The organism is Nonomuraea antimicrobica, assembly GCF_039536965.1.
In the GTDB taxonomy this organism is placed as follows: domain Bacteria; phylum Actinomycetota; class Actinomycetes; order Streptosporangiales; family Streptosporangiaceae; genus Nonomuraea; species Nonomuraea antimicrobica.
In genome coordinates, this window is the sequence record NZ_BAAAZP010000179.1 from 1 (window position 1) to 14,158 (window position 14,158).

At 68.4% G+C, this 14,158-nt stretch carries 16 protein-coding genes and 2 tRNA genes; 6 read left to right on the plus strand and 12 right to left on the minus strand.

Annotated elements, in window-relative coordinates; genetic code table 11:
- The 3 genes from ABD844_RS41540 to ABD844_RS41550 all read right to left on the minus strand — a co-directional run.
- Positions 1 to 1,502, minus strand: a 1,502-nt coding sequence (locus tag ABD844_RS41540; protein WP_344891341.1) for a GTP-binding protein, incomplete at its 3' end; no start/stop codon positions are given.
- A complete protein-coding gene (locus ABD844_RS41545; protein WP_285776456.1) occupies positions 1,493 to 1,906 on the minus strand; it encodes a rhodanese-like domain-containing protein in 414 nt (137 codons plus the stop codon). The genes ABD844_RS41545 and ABD844_RS41540, both read right to left, overlap by 10 nt.
- Before the next feature lie 17 nt (positions 1,907 to 1,923).
- Positions 1,924 to 2,018: transfer RNA gene (locus tag ABD844_RS41550), tRNA-Sec, on the minus strand.
- Between the two features lie 59 nt (positions 2,019 to 2,077).
- Between ABD844_RS41550 and ABD844_RS41555 the strand changes: the two genes are divergently transcribed.
- Positions 2,078 to 2,386, plus strand: coding sequence for an AIR synthase related protein (locus ABD844_RS41555; RefSeq protein ID WP_344891350.1), 309 nt, complete (start codon positions 2,078 to 2,080; stop codon positions 2,384 to 2,386).
- Here the strand turns inward: ABD844_RS41555 and ABD844_RS53460 are convergent.
- Both ABD844_RS53460 and selD read right to left on the minus strand, forming a co-directional pair.
- A complete protein-coding gene (locus ABD844_RS53460) occupies positions 2,331 to 2,687 on the minus strand; it encodes an integrase core domain-containing protein (RefSeq protein WP_425568740.1) in 357 nt (118 codons plus the stop codon). The genes ABD844_RS41555 and ABD844_RS53460 overlap by 56 nt on opposite strands.
- A gap of 646 nt (positions 2,688 to 3,333) precedes the next feature.
- Positions 3,334 to 4,329, minus strand: coding sequence for a selenide, water dikinase SelD (gene selD / locus ABD844_RS41560; protein WP_344891353.1), 996 nt, complete (start codon positions 4,327 to 4,329; stop codon positions 3,334 to 3,336).
- A gap of 18 nt (positions 4,330 to 4,347) precedes the next feature.
- Here selD and ABD844_RS41565 point away from each other — a divergent pair.
- The 3 genes from ABD844_RS41565 to ABD844_RS41575 all read left to right on the plus strand — a co-directional run bounded on the left by ABD844_RS41565 (position 4,348) and on the right by ABD844_RS41575 (position 5,990).
- Positions 4,348 to 4,441, plus strand: a tRNA-Sec gene (locus tag ABD844_RS41565).
- 46 nt (positions 4,442 to 4,487) lie between these two features.
- Positions 4,488 to 5,750 (plus strand): L-seryl-tRNA(Sec) selenium transferase, encoded by a 1,263-nt coding sequence (gene selA / locus ABD844_RS41570; protein WP_344891356.1) that lies wholly within the window; start codon positions 4,488 to 4,490, stop codon positions 5,748 to 5,750.
- Positions 5,751 to 5,849: 99 nt separating this feature from the next.
- Positions 5,850 to 5,990, plus strand: a complete 141-nt coding sequence (locus tag ABD844_RS41575) for a hypothetical protein (RefSeq protein ID WP_344891359.1) — start codon at positions 5,850 to 5,852, stop codon at positions 5,988 to 5,990.
- On the opposite strand, the gene ABD844_RS41580 is transcribed toward ABD844_RS41575, so the two are convergent.
- The 5 genes from ABD844_RS41580 to ABD844_RS41605 form a co-directional block, all read right to left on the minus strand.
- On the minus strand, positions 5,987 to 6,331 hold the full coding sequence (locus tag ABD844_RS41580) for a single stranded DNA-binding domain-containing protein (protein WP_344891362.1): 345 nt from the start codon (positions 6,329 to 6,331) through the stop codon (positions 5,987 to 5,989). The two genes, ABD844_RS41575 and ABD844_RS41580, sit on opposite strands and share 4 nt — an antisense overlap.
- A gap of 840 nt (positions 6,332 to 7,171) precedes the next feature.
- Positions 7,172 to 7,564, minus strand: a complete 393-nt coding sequence (locus ABD844_RS41585) for an ester cyclase (RefSeq protein WP_344891365.1) — start codon at positions 7,562 to 7,564, stop codon at positions 7,172 to 7,174.
- Between the two features lie 245 nt (positions 7,565 to 7,809).
- Positions 7,810 to 8,610: an SDR family NAD(P)-dependent oxidoreductase gene (locus ABD844_RS41590; protein WP_344891369.1), complete on the minus strand. Its 801-nt coding sequence runs from the start codon at positions 8,608 to 8,610 to the stop codon at positions 7,810 to 7,812.
- A gap of 176 nt (positions 8,611 to 8,786) precedes the next feature.
- Entirely contained in the window at positions 8,787 to 8,990 is a 204-nt protein-coding gene (locus tag ABD844_RS41595) for a hypothetical protein (protein WP_344891372.1), read from the minus strand.
- A 630-nt stretch (positions 8,991 to 9,620) separates the two neighbouring features.
- Positions 9,621 to 10,244, minus strand: coding sequence for a hypothetical protein (locus ABD844_RS41605; RefSeq protein WP_344891374.1), 624 nt, complete (start codon positions 10,242 to 10,244; stop codon positions 9,621 to 9,623).
- Between the two features lie 54 nt (positions 10,245 to 10,298).
- Between ABD844_RS41605 and ABD844_RS41610 the strand changes: the two genes are divergently transcribed.
- Together ABD844_RS41610 and ABD844_RS41615 are read left to right on the plus strand one after the other, a co-directional pair.
- The gene (locus ABD844_RS41610) at positions 10,299 to 11,021 is read left to right on the plus strand and encodes a MerR family transcriptional regulator (protein ID WP_344891377.1); all 723 of its coding nucleotides are present in this window, start codon (positions 10,299 to 10,301) and stop codon (positions 11,019 to 11,021) included.
- 1,014 nt (positions 11,022 to 12,035) lie between these two features.
- Positions 12,036 to 12,875, plus strand: coding sequence for an integrase core domain-containing protein (locus tag ABD844_RS41615; RefSeq protein WP_344891380.1), 840 nt, complete (start codon positions 12,036 to 12,038; stop codon positions 12,873 to 12,875).
- Here ABD844_RS41615 and ABD844_RS41620 read toward each other — a convergent pair.
- Entirely contained in the window at positions 12,770 to 13,201 is a 432-nt protein-coding gene (locus tag ABD844_RS41620; protein ID WP_344891383.1) for an SRPBCC family protein, read from the minus strand. The genes ABD844_RS41615 and ABD844_RS41620 overlap by 106 nt on opposite strands.
- Entirely contained in the window at positions 13,198 to 14,151 is a 954-nt protein-coding gene (locus ABD844_RS41625) for a 4-hydroxy-3-methylbut-2-enyl diphosphate reductase (RefSeq protein ID WP_344891386.1), read from the minus strand. The genes ABD844_RS41620 and ABD844_RS41625 overlap by 4 nt, the downstream gene beginning before the upstream one ends.
- Positions 14,152 to 14,158 lie beyond the last annotated feature (7 nt).

Genomic DNA, 14,158 nt, shown 5'->3' on the forward strand with positions numbered 1-14,158 from the left:
GGCGCCTGGAACGGCCGGTCGGCCAGCTCGGCGCGGAGCCGGTCGATCGCGTGCCGCAGGTGCGCCGGCAGCGGCGGAGGCCCCAGGTCCTGCCTGCCGATGACGCCCGCCTCCAGCGTGAGCGGCGGCGCGATCAGCGCCCTCGTCAGCCGCCGGTCCGGCAAACCGAGCAGGTGCGTGGCCGCCTCGACGGTCAGCCGCCCGTCCCCGGCCCCGGTCACCGCCTCGGCGAGCGCCTTCCGGAGTCCCGCCCAGTGCTCCGGATCGGCGTGCCAGCCGCCCGGCAGGGTAGAGGGCGGCGCGGTGACGCCCATCGTCGCGAGGTCGGCGCCGCTGAGCAGCCCGTGCCAGCGCAGCAGATCGGCCGCCCCCGGTAACCCGCCTCCCGGTACGGCGTCTCGCGTACCCGGTGCGTCCTTCCCGGCTCCCGGAGAGGCTCCGGCCGCGGCGAGTGCCGCGCCGCGGGCTGCCGCCGCCCCCCTACGGGTCAGTGTGGGAGGCCGCACGTCCAGGACGACCACCCCAGTCGTCACGGCAGAGTGGCTGGGATTGCGTAACAGAGCCCGGTCGCCCACCCGCAGCGGCAACGGCCTGGCGAACGACAGCCTCGCGGCGCCCTCGCCGAGCGGTCTGATCCTGGTGGGCACGGCGGCAGAACCGATGTGGAGGAGCAGGTCGCCCTTCGGCGGTTCACCCGGCGACAGCCATACGTCGGCCGAGGTCGTGAGGTGCCACGCGCCGGGGGTCAGCAGTGCGTCCCCGCGTGAAGGGGAGACGGGCCCGCGCAGGTTGACCGCCACGCGGGCAGTGGCGGTGACCACGCCGGCCGGGGTGTTGAGCGTCTGCAGACCGCGCACCCGCACCGGTTCGCCGCCGAGGTGCAGCGTCTGGCCCGCGCGCAGGGTGCCCGCCGTCAGAGTGCCGGTGACCACGACCCCCGCGCCCGTGACGGTGAACACACGGTCGGCCCACAGCCGTACTGGGCCGTCGGTGGCGGGCGGCGGCAGTCCAGCCGCGAGCCGGTCGAGCGCGGTGGCCAGCTTGGGCAGGCCCTGCCCGGTGACCCCGCTGACGGCCAGCGCAGGTATCGTCTCCAGGCACGTGCCGCGTAGCCGGGAACGGGCCTCGGCGAGCGCCGGAGCCGGGTCGGCCAGATCGGCACGGGTGATCACCAGCAGGCCGTGGCGTACGCCGAGCAGGTCGAGGGCGGCCAGGTGTTCACCCGACTGGACGCACCAGCCCTCGTCGGCCGCGACGACGATCATGGCGGCCGGGCACGGCCCCACCCCGGCCAGCATGGTGGTGACGAACCGCTCATGGCCGGGCACGTCGACGAATGCCACCGTCCGTCCGGACGGCAGCGCCGTCCAGGCGAAGCCGAGGTCGATGGTCATGCCCCTGCGGCGCTCCTCGGCCCAGCGGTCGGGTTCCATCCCGGTCAGCGCCCGGACCAGCGTCGACTTGCCGTGGTCGACGTGGCCCGCGGTGGCGATCACGAACATGGTGCCAGGCGGGGACCCGTGGGGTGTTCGGGCGTGACGACCGGCAGGCCGGCCGCGAGCCAGGACTGGAAGCCGCCGACCACGTCGGTGGCGCGGGTCAGGCCGAGCTGCCGCAGCGACCAGGCGGCCAGGCTGGAGGAGTAGCCCTCGTCGCACAGCACGATCCACCGGATGCCCGGGGCCGCCTCGGGGATGCGTGCGGAGGAGCACGGGTCGAGCCGCCACTCCAGGTGGTTGCGCTCGATCACGATGGCGCCGGGCACCTCCCCGTCGTGGCGGCGCTGGAACTCCGGGCGGGTGTCGACGATGAAGGTGTCCGGCGCGCGGGCGGCCGCCTGGGCCTGCGCCGGGTCGAGCCGGCACATCGTCCTACGGGCCTGTTCCAGCAGTTCGTCGACGCTCATCACACTCCACAGGAGGTTGGCGGAGACGGACGGGAATCGAACCCGCCGCGCCGAGATGCTCGGCGCCACCAGTTATGAAGACCGGGAGGCCTCCAGGCTCCTGGACGCCTCCGGAGTGATCTTATAGGTGAAGACAGTTCAGGAGAAGAAACAGAGGGTTGTCCTTCTCCGGTGGCACGACTGCGGTGCTCGGCCCGGCGATGCCATGCTCGCCGGGGCCGGCCACAGGACCCGCTCCGCGAGTTCGTCGTCGGCACGGACGCCGGCGACGTCGCGGCCGTCGTCAGGATCCAGGGTGATGTCGCCGTCGTCAGCACGGCCGACTACTTCATGCCCTTGGTCGACAACCCGTACGGCTGGGGGCGGATCGCGGCCGCCAACGCTGTCGGACATCTGTGCGATGGCGGACGGCCGCTCGTCGGGCTCAACCTGCTGGTGTGCCGCTCGAATATTGAGTTACGTGGCCTGAGCTGCGGTTAAGCGGCGTGGTGGTATTTGTTGATCGTGCCGGTGACGACGGGTCTTCGGCGAACGGATCGCAGGTCGCCGAGTCGGTCACGTCGCGAGCGGGCTGCGTTGCGATGTCCGGGGGACGTTGTTGTCGGGACTGGTGCGGCCGGTGTCCGCTGTAATGGATCAGATACTCGCGGAGCACGAAGACCAGGTGGCGTTCACTGACGATCAGGATCCGGGCCAGGAGCTCACGACGCAGGATACCGATAACCCACTCGCAGGTCGCGTTCATCCTCGGCGTCCGCGGCAGCGTGGTGATGTCCCGCAGTCCCTCAGCTTCGAAGACCCCCGAAAGGCCGAGGTGAAGAGCGGATCCCGATCGTGGATCACGAACCGCAGCCCGGCAATGCGGTCACCCAAGTCCATGACCAGGTTGCGGGCCTGCTGCACCGTCCATGCTCCGGTCGGGTGCGCGCTCACTCCGGCCAAATGCGGTCGCCGGGGGCCGTGCTCGATGAAGACCAGCACATACAGCGGCGCCGGAGCGATACCCGACGCGTGCAGGATCTCCCACACCGTGGAGACCGCAATCGAGTACCCCAGGCGAGCCAACTCACCTGGATTCTCCGATGCTCCAATGTCGGGTTCTCCCGCGCCATCCGCACCATCAGTACCTTGACCGGCTGGCGGGTCCAGGGCCGTCCCAGACGCCACCTGTCGCGGAAGGTCCACTTCCGGGCCACGAGGGTGCGATGCCAACGCGAGATCGTCGCTGGGCTGATCGCGAATACTTCCGCCCACCGGCGGCGGCGGATCAGCCGCGACAACGCTGCAAGCTAGAGCCGGTCGACGCGGCCCCACCGTCGCCACAAGTCTTCCTTCATCGCGTCCGACATTCCTGGCCGACCCATCCGAGCCACGATCCACCCATCCACTTGCAGCGTTGCGTTGATCGTCTGAATCTAAGGGCCCCGCTATTTCGCGATCAACAGGTGTTCGCCACGAGGGACGAGTTCGCCTATCACCGGAAAACCTGGGAGCTCGCCCGCGACGAGCAGGCCGCCTGAGGTCTGCGCGTCGGCGAGGAGAAGCCGCTCGTTCTCCGGCAGGTCGCCGAAGTCGCAGTGGGGGGCGATCCAGTCGAGGTTCCGGCGAGATCCGCCGCTGATGTACCCATCACGGATGGCCTCTCGCGCTCCGTCCAGGTAAGGCACGGCGGCGCTGTCGACGACGGCGGACACTCCGCTCGCCCTGGCCAGCTTGTAGAGATGGCCGAGCAGGCCGAAACCTGTGACGTCGGTAGCGCACAGAACGCCCGCGGCCAGCGCCAGCCGGGACGCGTCCCGGTTGAGCGTCGTCATCGCGGCGACCGCCTCAGGGAAGACCTCCCCGGTTGCCTTGTGCCGCGTGTTGAGCACTCCAATGCCGAGAGGTTTGGTCAGAGTGAGGGGGATGCCGGGTTCGCCCGCGTCCACGCGCAGCAGCCGGCCGGGGTCGGCAAGGCCGGTGACGGCCAGCCCGTACTTGGGATGGGGGTCGTCGATGCTGTGGCCCCCGGCGAGATGGCAGCCCGCTGCCTGGGCCATCGCGGATCCACCGCGCAGGACCTCGCGAGCGAGCTCTAGGGGCAACACGTCGCGGGGCCAGCCGAGCAGATTCAAGGCTATGACGGGCTCGCCGCCGACGGCGTAGATGTCGGAGAGCGCGTTGGTGGCCGCGATCCTGCCGAAGTCATACGGATCGTCAACGACAGGGGTGAAGAAGTCCGTCGTCGTGACGATGGCCGAGGTCGCGTCCTCCACCTGGAGCACCGCGGCATCGTCCCCCTGATCGATTCCCAGCAGTAACCGGCCTGTCGACGGAGGAGAGGTCGGCGAGAGTCCAGCGACCAGATCCTCCAGCTCGCCCGGAGGGATCTTGCAGCTGCAGCCGCCTCCGTTGCCGTATTGCGTGAGCCTGATGTTGTTCATTGGTCTATGATCCACTCTGGAGGCGTTTAGGAGTCTGGTGACCCTCCTGGTCTTCAAAACCAGTGGCGCCGAGAATCTCGGCGCGGCGGGTTCGATTCCCGTCCGCCTCCGCTGGTCGGCGAATCCTGGGATGGTCGCGAGTGGATCGACGCAGTTTGGTGCCGCGGACCGATGCCATGCTGAACGACCCCCGGTTGGCCGCCGCGCAGGAGACGCTCGGTCGTAGCCTCGTCAAGGCCGCGGTGGCGAACGCCCAGCAACAGGTCCGCGAAGGCTTGGCCGACCCCGACAGTGCTGCGGACGTCGCGCTCGCCCTCTTGCCGGCGACCGCGGGCGGCCTCAAGAGCGTCGTCAACGCCACCGGTGTTCTCCTGCACACCAATCTGGGCCGGGCTCCGCTCTCACCCGCCGCCGTCGCGGCGGTCACCGCAGCCGCCGGCTACACCGACGTCGAGTTCGACCTCGCCGGCGGACAGCGCGCCCCCCGTGGCCGTACGACTCTCGCCGCGCTCGCGCAGGCGGTCCCCGAGTCGCAAGCCGTGCACGTGGTCAACAACAATGCGGCCGCGCTCGTGCTCGCCGCCACGGTACTCGCGCAGGGAAAGGAAATCGTCATCAGCCGCGGAGAGCTGGTGGAGATCGGCGATGGATTCCGCGTGCCCGAGCTGCTGGAGGCCGCCGGCTGCCGGCTCCGCGAGGTCGGCACCACGAACAGGACCGCCCTGCGGGACTACCAGAACGCCTGTGGCCAGGACACCGGCTTCATCCTCAAGGTGCATCCGTCCAACTACCGGATCGAGGGATTCACTTGCGAGGTCTCCATCGAGGAGCTCGCCGCGATCGGGCCGCCCGTGGTGGCCGACATCGGTTCAGGACTGCTGCGCCCGGAACCGCTGCTGCCCGGCGAACCGGACGCGGCCAGTGCGCTGCTCCAGGGAGCGGCCCTGGTCACCGCCAGCGGCGACAAGCTCCTCGGCGGCCCGCAGGCGGGCCTTCTGCTCGGCGAAGAAGACCTCGTGGAACGGCTGCGCCGCCATCCCCTCGCCCGCGCGCTGCGAGTGGACAAGCTCACCCTGGCCGCGCTCGAAGCGACCCTGCGCGGCCCGCGGCCGCCGGTGTACCGGTCGCTCCATGCGAGTGTCGCCGAGCTCAGAGAACGCGCGGAACGTCTCGCGCGACGGCTCGGCGGGCACGCGGAGGCGGTGCCGACCATCGCCAGGGTCGGCGGCGGGGGCGCACCGGGAGTGGAGCTGCCCAGCGCGGGGATCGCCGTGGACGAGAGCCTCGCCCTGCGACTGCGCTCCTACGATCCTCCTGTGATCGGCCGGATCACCGATGGGCGCCTGGTGCTCGACCTGCGTGCGGTGGAGCCCGGTCAGGACGAGGTCATCGCTGCTGCGGTGGAGCACGTGTGCAGGTGATCGCGACGGCCGGTCACGTTGACCATGGCAAGTCGACGCTGGTCCGGGCGCTGACCGGGATGGAGCCCCGACCGCTGGGTCGAGGAACGCCGCCGCGGCATGACCATCGACCTCGGGTTCGCCTGGGCCACACTCCGATCGGGTGAGCGGATCGCGTTCGTCGACGAAGGCTGGCAGGCCCAGTCGGCCGAGCACCTGTACCGCTCGAATATTGAGTTACGAGGCCTGAGCTGCGGTTAAGCGGCGTGGTGGTATTCGCTGATCATGCCTGCAACAACGGGCTTTCGGCGAATGGATCGCAGGTCGTTGAGGTCGGTCACGTCGCGGGCGGGCTGCGTTGCAGTGTCCGGAGGTTGTTGTTGCCGGGACTGATGCGGCCGACGCCGTTGTAGTGGATCAGGTATTCGTGGAGCACGTGCATCGACTGACCACCGCGGCCGGCCGCCGAGCTGCCGGCGGAGCACCTGGTTCTCCGGACGGAGCACCAGCAGCTCAACGTCCTTGGCCAGATCAGAGCGGACCAGCACGGTCAGCAGGCCGAACAAGCTCCTCATCAACCGGTGGACAAGCGAGAACACCACCTCGCGATGATGGCAGCCGCCGCTCTGATCGCGCAGCGAAACCCCAGCTCACAGCGCGAAACTGTGTTTTCGAGCGGGACAAGGCCAGTAGACCCGTCGCCGCGATCTCGTCAACGCGGGCGCTGAGAAAGACCATAGCACTTCAGGACTGCTCGGTACCGAAGTGCTGTGGGTCGCACGGGAGACACCTGGCCGACGCCGAACACACGACCTCGTGCTCGTGAGTGGCCCGACGGGAGTGAGCTTCCCTACGGGTGCAGGGCGATCTTTCCCACGTGGCGCCTGCGGGCGAGTTCTTCATCCACGCGAACGGCGCTGGTCCAGTGGGAACGTCGCGGCGATGACGGGCTGGATCTCGGCCCGTCGAGTCAGATCCACGAGAATACGGTCCCCCTGCAGCCGACCCCGCTCGTCATGCCCAGTGTCGTGCCGTACGCGGTCGGCATGTTGCGAGCTGGTCGTCCGTGAGCGCGGCGTCCGGTCATAGAGTGAGGCATGGCGTACGCGACGGGAATCATCGTTATCATCTCGCTCGAGTCGGGTCGGCGTGATCGTGGCTCAAGGCTTCACTGAAGGCGTGCTGCCCGAATGCCGACGAGCATGGTGCCGTCGGGAGCCGAACTGGCGGCGGGCACGCTCGCGTCCGACGCCCCGAGCCTCATCATCGGCCCGGGAAGTCGAACGCGATCAGGACCTTGGCCCGAGTCGCGGCCATGATCGCGTGCAATTGCATCTCTGGGCCGTGGCTGGCGCCACCCCTCGGGAACCCGCGGGCCCGCCCGACTATGCGCGGCGCGCGAACCGTTCCCGGAGGGTGCTGACGAGGGCCGACCCTGGACGTCAGGAGCCCAGCTGACGCTGCACTGCCTGGGCGTCGATCAGATAGTTCATCTCATAGAAGCGCCCATCGCGGACCTTGTGGAAGGCGTACTCGGCATACTCGACCGTGGCCCCGGTGGGGGTCACGCCGAACCACTCCTTCGCGGGCGTGCCCTTGTTGAACAGACGGGCCGCCACGCGATCACCGTCGATGGCGATGTCCTTGACCCGCCAAGTGAAGTCGGGTACCGCATCGCCGTGCCCCTCCAGCTCCGCGATCACGTCGTCCCGCGTGACCCGCTGGCCGTTCTCGATGACCTCGTCGTGAATGAACTCGGTCATGCGGTGAAACTCATGAGCATTGAGCGCATCGATGTAGCGCTGGAAAAGTTCGCGCAGTTCAGTGTCGGACATGATTGCCCTCTCTGCCGCCCCGGATCGGGGTTGTGTACTCGGATGGTGATGACGTGCGACGCCCTCCCACGATCTCGCCGTGGCGGCCGTCGCCGAAGGTAAGAACCCGACTGCAAGTACTTCTATTCCGATCGGTACATAAGTCGACGGGGTGCGCACCCGTCAGCTCTCGTAACGCCCCCACGAGCGTGATGAGGAGCGGGACGAGCAACGCGGTTGCGGTGTTGGCACCGGAGGGACGCCTTCTACAAGCGGAAGCCGCCGGTGGCGTCGATGACCTGTCCCGTGACCCACCGGGCGTCATGGGAGGCGAGGAGGGCGACGACATCAGCGACGTCGCCGGGTTCGCCGATGCGGCCGAGGGCGTTCTGCGCGGCGATCTCGGCGATGAGGTGGGGGTTGCCGCGCAACCAGGAGGCGTTCATGTCGGTGTCGGTGGTGGCGGGGACGACGGCGTTGACAGTGATACCACGGGGGCCGAGGTGCTGGGCGAGGGGCAGGGTGAGGGCGTTGATGGCGCCCTTTGTCATGGTGTAGCCGATGATGTCGGGGAGGGCGACGCGGGTGGCGCCGGAGGAGATGTTCACGATGCGCCCGCCGTCGGCCAGGCGAGGTATGGCAGCCTGGATGATCAGGAACGGCGCGGTGGTGTTGATCTGCTGCTGGCGGATGAAGTCCTCGGCGTCGAACTCCTCGATGGTGCCGTGCAGGGCGACCCCGGCGTTGTTCACCAGCACCCGCACGGGAGCGTCGCGCAGCGAGCCCGCAGCCGCATCGTAGGAGGCCCAGAACGCGGTGCCGGTGTCGGGTGCGGCCAGGTCGGCGGCGAAGGAGAACGCCGCGCCGCCGGCCGCGATGATCTTTCCGACGACGCCGGCTGCGGCGGCCGAGTCCTGGCGGTAGTGAACGGCGACGGTGTATCTGTCGGCGGCGAGACGGCTGGCGATGGCCGCGCCGATGCCACGGCTGGCGCCGGTGACCACTGCGATGCGGTCGGACTCATGGGCGTTGAGCGCCTCGATGTTGCGCAGGTCGGTGTCAGACATGATGGCCTTTCTGTCACCCCGGATCGGGGCTGTATTCGGGTGTTGATGGCTCGCGACGCCCCTCCACGCCTCGTCGTGGCGGCCATTGTTGGAGGGGACAACTTCGGCCCCGCGACTTCTATTCCGAGCGGTACAAAAGTCGGCGTGTCGCTCCGGGATGCGCCACCGCAGCAGCGTCAGCGCAGCGCGCCTGTTCCGCTCGGAAACACGGTGTCGTGCTGTGAGCTGAGGTTCTGCTGCATGATCAGGAAAGCAGCTGCGACCATCGTGAAGTGTTGTTGTCGCTTGTCTACCGGTTGGTGAGGGGCTTGTTCGGCCTGCTGGCGGTACTGATCCGCGCTGATCTGTCCAAAGCCGTTGAGCTGCTGGTGCTCCGCCACGAGAACCAAGTACTCCGCCGCCAGCTCGGTGGCCGACCGCGATGGGGTCACGCCGACCGGCTCTGGCTCGCAGCGTTGTCGCGGCTGGTCCGCCGTCGCCAGTGGGCGGAGGCGTTCCCGGTCACCCCGGCAACGATCCTGCGTTGGCATCGCAACCTGGTAGCGCGTAAGTGGACCTTCACCGACAGGAGGCGCCCGGGACGGCCTGGCACCCGCCGGCCGATCAAGGCACTGATCATGCGGATGGCGCGGGAGAACCCGACCTGGGGGGCATAGGAGAATCCAAGGCGAGTTGGCCCGCCTGGGCTACCCGATCGCCGCCTCGTCTTCACCACCCGAGCCAAGGCGAAACGGCAGGTCATCCGCTGCATCGAAGGATGCTACAACCATCGGCGCCGCCACTCGGCGCTCGGCTACCGGCCACCCCTCGAAGTGCTCAGCGAGTCGCTTTCAACCCGAACAGCCGCATAGGCTACGCCCATAAGACGGCTGTCCGGAATCAACGTGGCCTCTCAGGACGCCAACCTCGTCGTCCCTGCCGTGAGAAATAGCGCATGGCTGGCGGCGAACGGATCGGCGGTGACAGGTTCGCCGTGGCAGCCGACCGGATCGAGGTGGCCGCCTTCTTCGTCAACGGCGCAGCCATCGCCATCCCAGCACGCCGTACCACAGGATGATCGGCAGATGCAGGGCGTACCCGAGCTGTTCCATCACCACCGAAAACCCGGTCGTCCACGGCAACGCGACCGCGACCAGCCCGAAGACCGCAGCGAGCACACCAGCTCGGCGAAGCGCCACGGTCATCGGCACACCTACAGCGGCGGCGACAGTGGCCGCGACCCACAAAAGCCCGGCCAAGTTGACCATCCACTTGGATGTCAGGAGCACGGCGGCCGCGACCGTCGGGGCGGCTGTGAGCTGAGTCAGCGCCAAGTTGCCGGCGTCATGAAGCAGGCCGGCCAGCCCGGCCGCCGCCAGCAGCCCGCCGGCGAGCACTACCAGGTACGCCCCGCCTGAGCCGGCGGCCATCGCCAGCCCTGCAGCGATCAACCCCAGCCAGCCCAGCACATCGAAGGCCAGCTCGGTCAGGTGCAGCCCGGCGTGCTCGCCCACCGCGGCGAGTGTGGCGGGGAGGTCGGACGGATTCAGGGTAAGCCCCGATGGCACCACGATGGCCGCACCGGCGAGCATGGCCACCAGCGAGCTCAGGAGGAGTACACCGGCAAACCGGGTTGCAGGGTTCGAGTCGGTCATGGACGGTGACCGTAGGACTTTGACGCAGGGGCAAGGTCAACACGAGAGGTCGAAATGTGGCGGATCGGACAACTGGCGCGCATGGTCGGCATCACCGAACGTACCCTGCGCCACTACGACAAGATCGGGCTGCTGGTGCCCGCCAAGACAGAGGGCGCCACGGGCTACCGCTGGTACGGCGTGCACGAGCTGTCTCGACTCGAACGCATCCGCGCCTTGCGCCGCCTCGGTCTGCCGCTACGTCAGATCGCCGACCTGTTGGACGCGCCCGAGGCACAACTGAGGCAGGCCGTGACCGATGTCCTGGCGGGTCTCCGGCATGACATCACCGCCCTAGCGGCGACAGCGGCCCATGCGCAAGACCACCTCGCGACGCCGATGTCGATCCTGCCGCAGCAGAGCACGGTGGGCCCGCGCCGTCTGCGCGTGCATCACCTGCGCCTCGCCCATCCGGCCGAGTTGGCCGCCGTCTGCCCGGCGTCGGCCGCGACCCTGCTGACCTGGCTGCGCGGCCACCCAACGGGCGGCTTCGCCGCGGCGGTGACCACCGACCACGCTGGGCAGCAGATCACCCTGCCCAGCCGCACCGTCGTACGCGCCGTTGTGCCGCCCGCGACGGGTGTGGTCCGAGCCGGACAGGACCTGTTCGGCTGGCTGGACCGCCACCACCTGGACATCGTCGGCCCCACCGTGGAAGAGCACCTCGTGGACGCCGACGGCGCACAGGCCACCGTCCTGGAACTCCCCGTACGCCCGCACAAAACTGGACCGGAATGAGTGCGTCCGACCCACCGACCCTTCAACTTGGAACGCGGGGAGCATAGGCGAGATCCCTTCCAGTAATCCGACATCGTCGACGCCGCCCGGAAGGAGCGCGGCTCAGCTACCAAGGCGCGATACCAGGACAACAAGGTGACCGGCGTCGAGAAGAAGACCTCCACCCAGCGACGGCACGGCATCAACCGCGACAACGCCGCCAGCCACAACCGATCCCCTGGCTCATAACAGACCCGAGCGATCTGCCGCCGCAGCACAGCCAGTTAGAAGAATCACCCACTCATGATCCCTTGACAGTAGAACTACCGCTATACGGAAACATTCTCCCAGAACACGTTGCCAATGCGGTGTTCGCACTGACGGGTGGCGACCTCAGCCACACCACCGTGTCCCGCTCGAAAATACGGTTTCGTGCTGTGAGGTGGGGTTTTGCTGTGTGATCAGGGCGGTGGCTGCGACCATCTCGAGGTGTTGTTGTCGCTGATTTACCGGTTGCTGAGGGGCTTGTTCGGCCTGCTGACCGTGCTGATCTGCGCTGATCTGTCCAAAGACGTTGAACTGCTGGTGCTCCGTCAGGAGAACCAGGTGCTCCGTCGGCAGCTCAGTGGCCGTCCGCGGTGGGCTCACGCCGCCCGGCTCTGGCTCGCGGCGTTGTCGCGGTTGATCAGCCGCTACCGGTGGGCGGCGGTGTTCCCCGTCACCCCGGCGACGCTCTTACGCTGGCATCGCACCCTCGTGAGGCGTAAGTGGACCTTCACCGACAGACGACACCCGGGACGCCCTTGCACTCGCCGGCCCGGTCAAGGCACTGATCGTGCGGATGGCGCAGCAGAACCCGACCTGGGGACACCGGAGAATCCAGGGTGAGCTGGCGCCTGGGCCACTCGATAGCGGCCTCCACGGTGTGGGAGATCCTGCACGCCGCCGGCATCGATCCCGCCCCGCCGGGCCGGGCCGACCTGGCGGCAGTTCCTGACCACCCAAGCCCACGCGATCATCGCCTGCGACTTCCTGGTGGTCGAGACGATAATACTCAAGCGGCTGTATGTGCTGGTCTTCATCGAGCACGGCACCCGGAGACTGCACCTTGCCGGAGTAACCGCGCGCCCAACCGGAGCATGGACGGTGCAGCGAGCCCGCAACCTCGCGATGGACCTGGGTGACCGCATCTCCGGGCTGCGGTTCTTGATCCACCTTCGGGACCCGCTCTTCACCTCGACCTTTCGTGAGGTCTTTACAGCTGAAGGGCTACGGAGCATCACCATGCCGCCGCGGACGCCGAGGATGAACGCGATCTGCGAGCAGGTCATCGGTACCCTGCGCCGCGAACTCCTGGACCGGATCCTGATCCTCAACGAACGCCACCTGACCTTCGTGCTCCGCGAGTATCTGATCCACTACAACGGGCACCGTCCGCACCAGTCCCGGAACCAACGTCCTCCGGACATCGCAACGCAGCCTGCCTCCGACCTAGACGACCTACGATCCATCCACCGAAAACCCGTCGCCACAGGAATGATCAACGAATACCACGACGCCGCATACCCGCAGCTCAAGCCACGTAACTCAATATTCGAGCGGCACACGCGCAGGCCGGGCAGTTCGTCGGCCTGGCTGGTGAACACCCCTTCGATGAGCCATCCCTGCCGGCCAACTATTGCGGCTCGGCGCAGCGGGCAGCAGCACTCGCATCCCACTCGGCCAAATAGCGCCGAAGCCCCTGGCCATTTAGCGGCGAAAGTTGCAGGCTACCCGTTCAGCGTCCGACCCCGTATCGCCATGTTCTGCCGTCGCATGAGTGGCTCGTTCGCGGCCAGCAGGCGCCGCAGCGGCGCGGTCAACACCCCGCTGTAGGTGTCGGAGTGCACCAGTCGGGTGCCGACGGTGCCATCGTCGTCGAGCCAGAACTGGTGCAGCCCGCTGAGCACACTCGGGTGCAGGAGCACCGCGTCCCATCGCAGCAGCCGGCCCGGCTCCAACGCCACCAGCTTCGGCCGGAACGTCACGGCCCGGCCTCCGGGGCCGAGGATGCGGACGGCGAGCCGGGATCCGACGTCCAGGTCGCCGGAGATGCGGAGGATCGTCGGGCTCCACTGTGGGTACGCGGCGAAATCCGTGAGCACCTCCCATACCCGTTCGCGCGCGCCGGGGATAGCGATCTCGGTCTCGATCCGGGTCATCGTGCTCCTTCGCCCTCGGCCGCCGGTGCGTTGAGCCGGGCGGGCAGCGTGAATTCGACGTTCTCCGTCGCGGCCCGCTCGACCCGGATGTCGGCGAAGCCGTGCCCGGCGAGGACCGCGAGCAGGTCGTCCACAAGATTCTCCGGGGCGCTGGCGCCGGCGCTCACCCCGACTGTGGTGACGCCGTCGAGCCAGGCGGCGGTGAGGTGGTCCGCGTCGGGCACCAGGTGGGCGCGAGCACCGGCGGCCTGGGCCACCTCGACCATGCGGATCGAGTTGCTGGAGTTGGCCGAGCCCACCACGAGCACCAGGTCGGCGCGGCGGGCGATGGCCTTGACCGCCTGCTGCCTGTTCTCACTGGCGTAGCAGATGTCGCTGGTGGGCGGGATGGCCAGGTAGGGGAAGCGGTCGCGCAGCGCGTCCGTGATCTCCCGGGTCTCGTCCAGTGACAGCGTGGTTTGGGTGAGCAGTGCGGTCGGGGTGGCAGCGTCGATCTCTATGCTCCGCGCGTCTTGGACGGTCTCGACGATCACGGTACGGTCGGGCGCCTCGCCGTAAGTGCCCTCTACCTCCTCGTGGCTGCTGTGCCCGACCAGTAGGAGGGTACGGCCGTCCCGGGCGAAGCGGCGCGCCTCCTGGTGCACTTTGGCGACCAGTGGGCAGGTGGCGTCGATGACGTCGAGGCTCCGGCGCGCGGCGTTGTCACGCACCGCGGGCGCCACCCCGTGTGCCGAGAAGATGCACAGCGCACCCTCCGGCACCTCGTCCTCCGAATCGACGAAGACGGCTCCGCGGGAGCGTAAGTCAGCGACGACGTGGTGGTTGTGCACGATCTCCTTGCGGACATACACCGGCGGCCCGTACCGCTCCAGTGCCTGTTCGACGATCGCGATGGCGCGCCGGACGCCCGCGCAGAAGCCGCGCGGCTCGGCCAGCAGGACGGTGCGCACGGGTGGG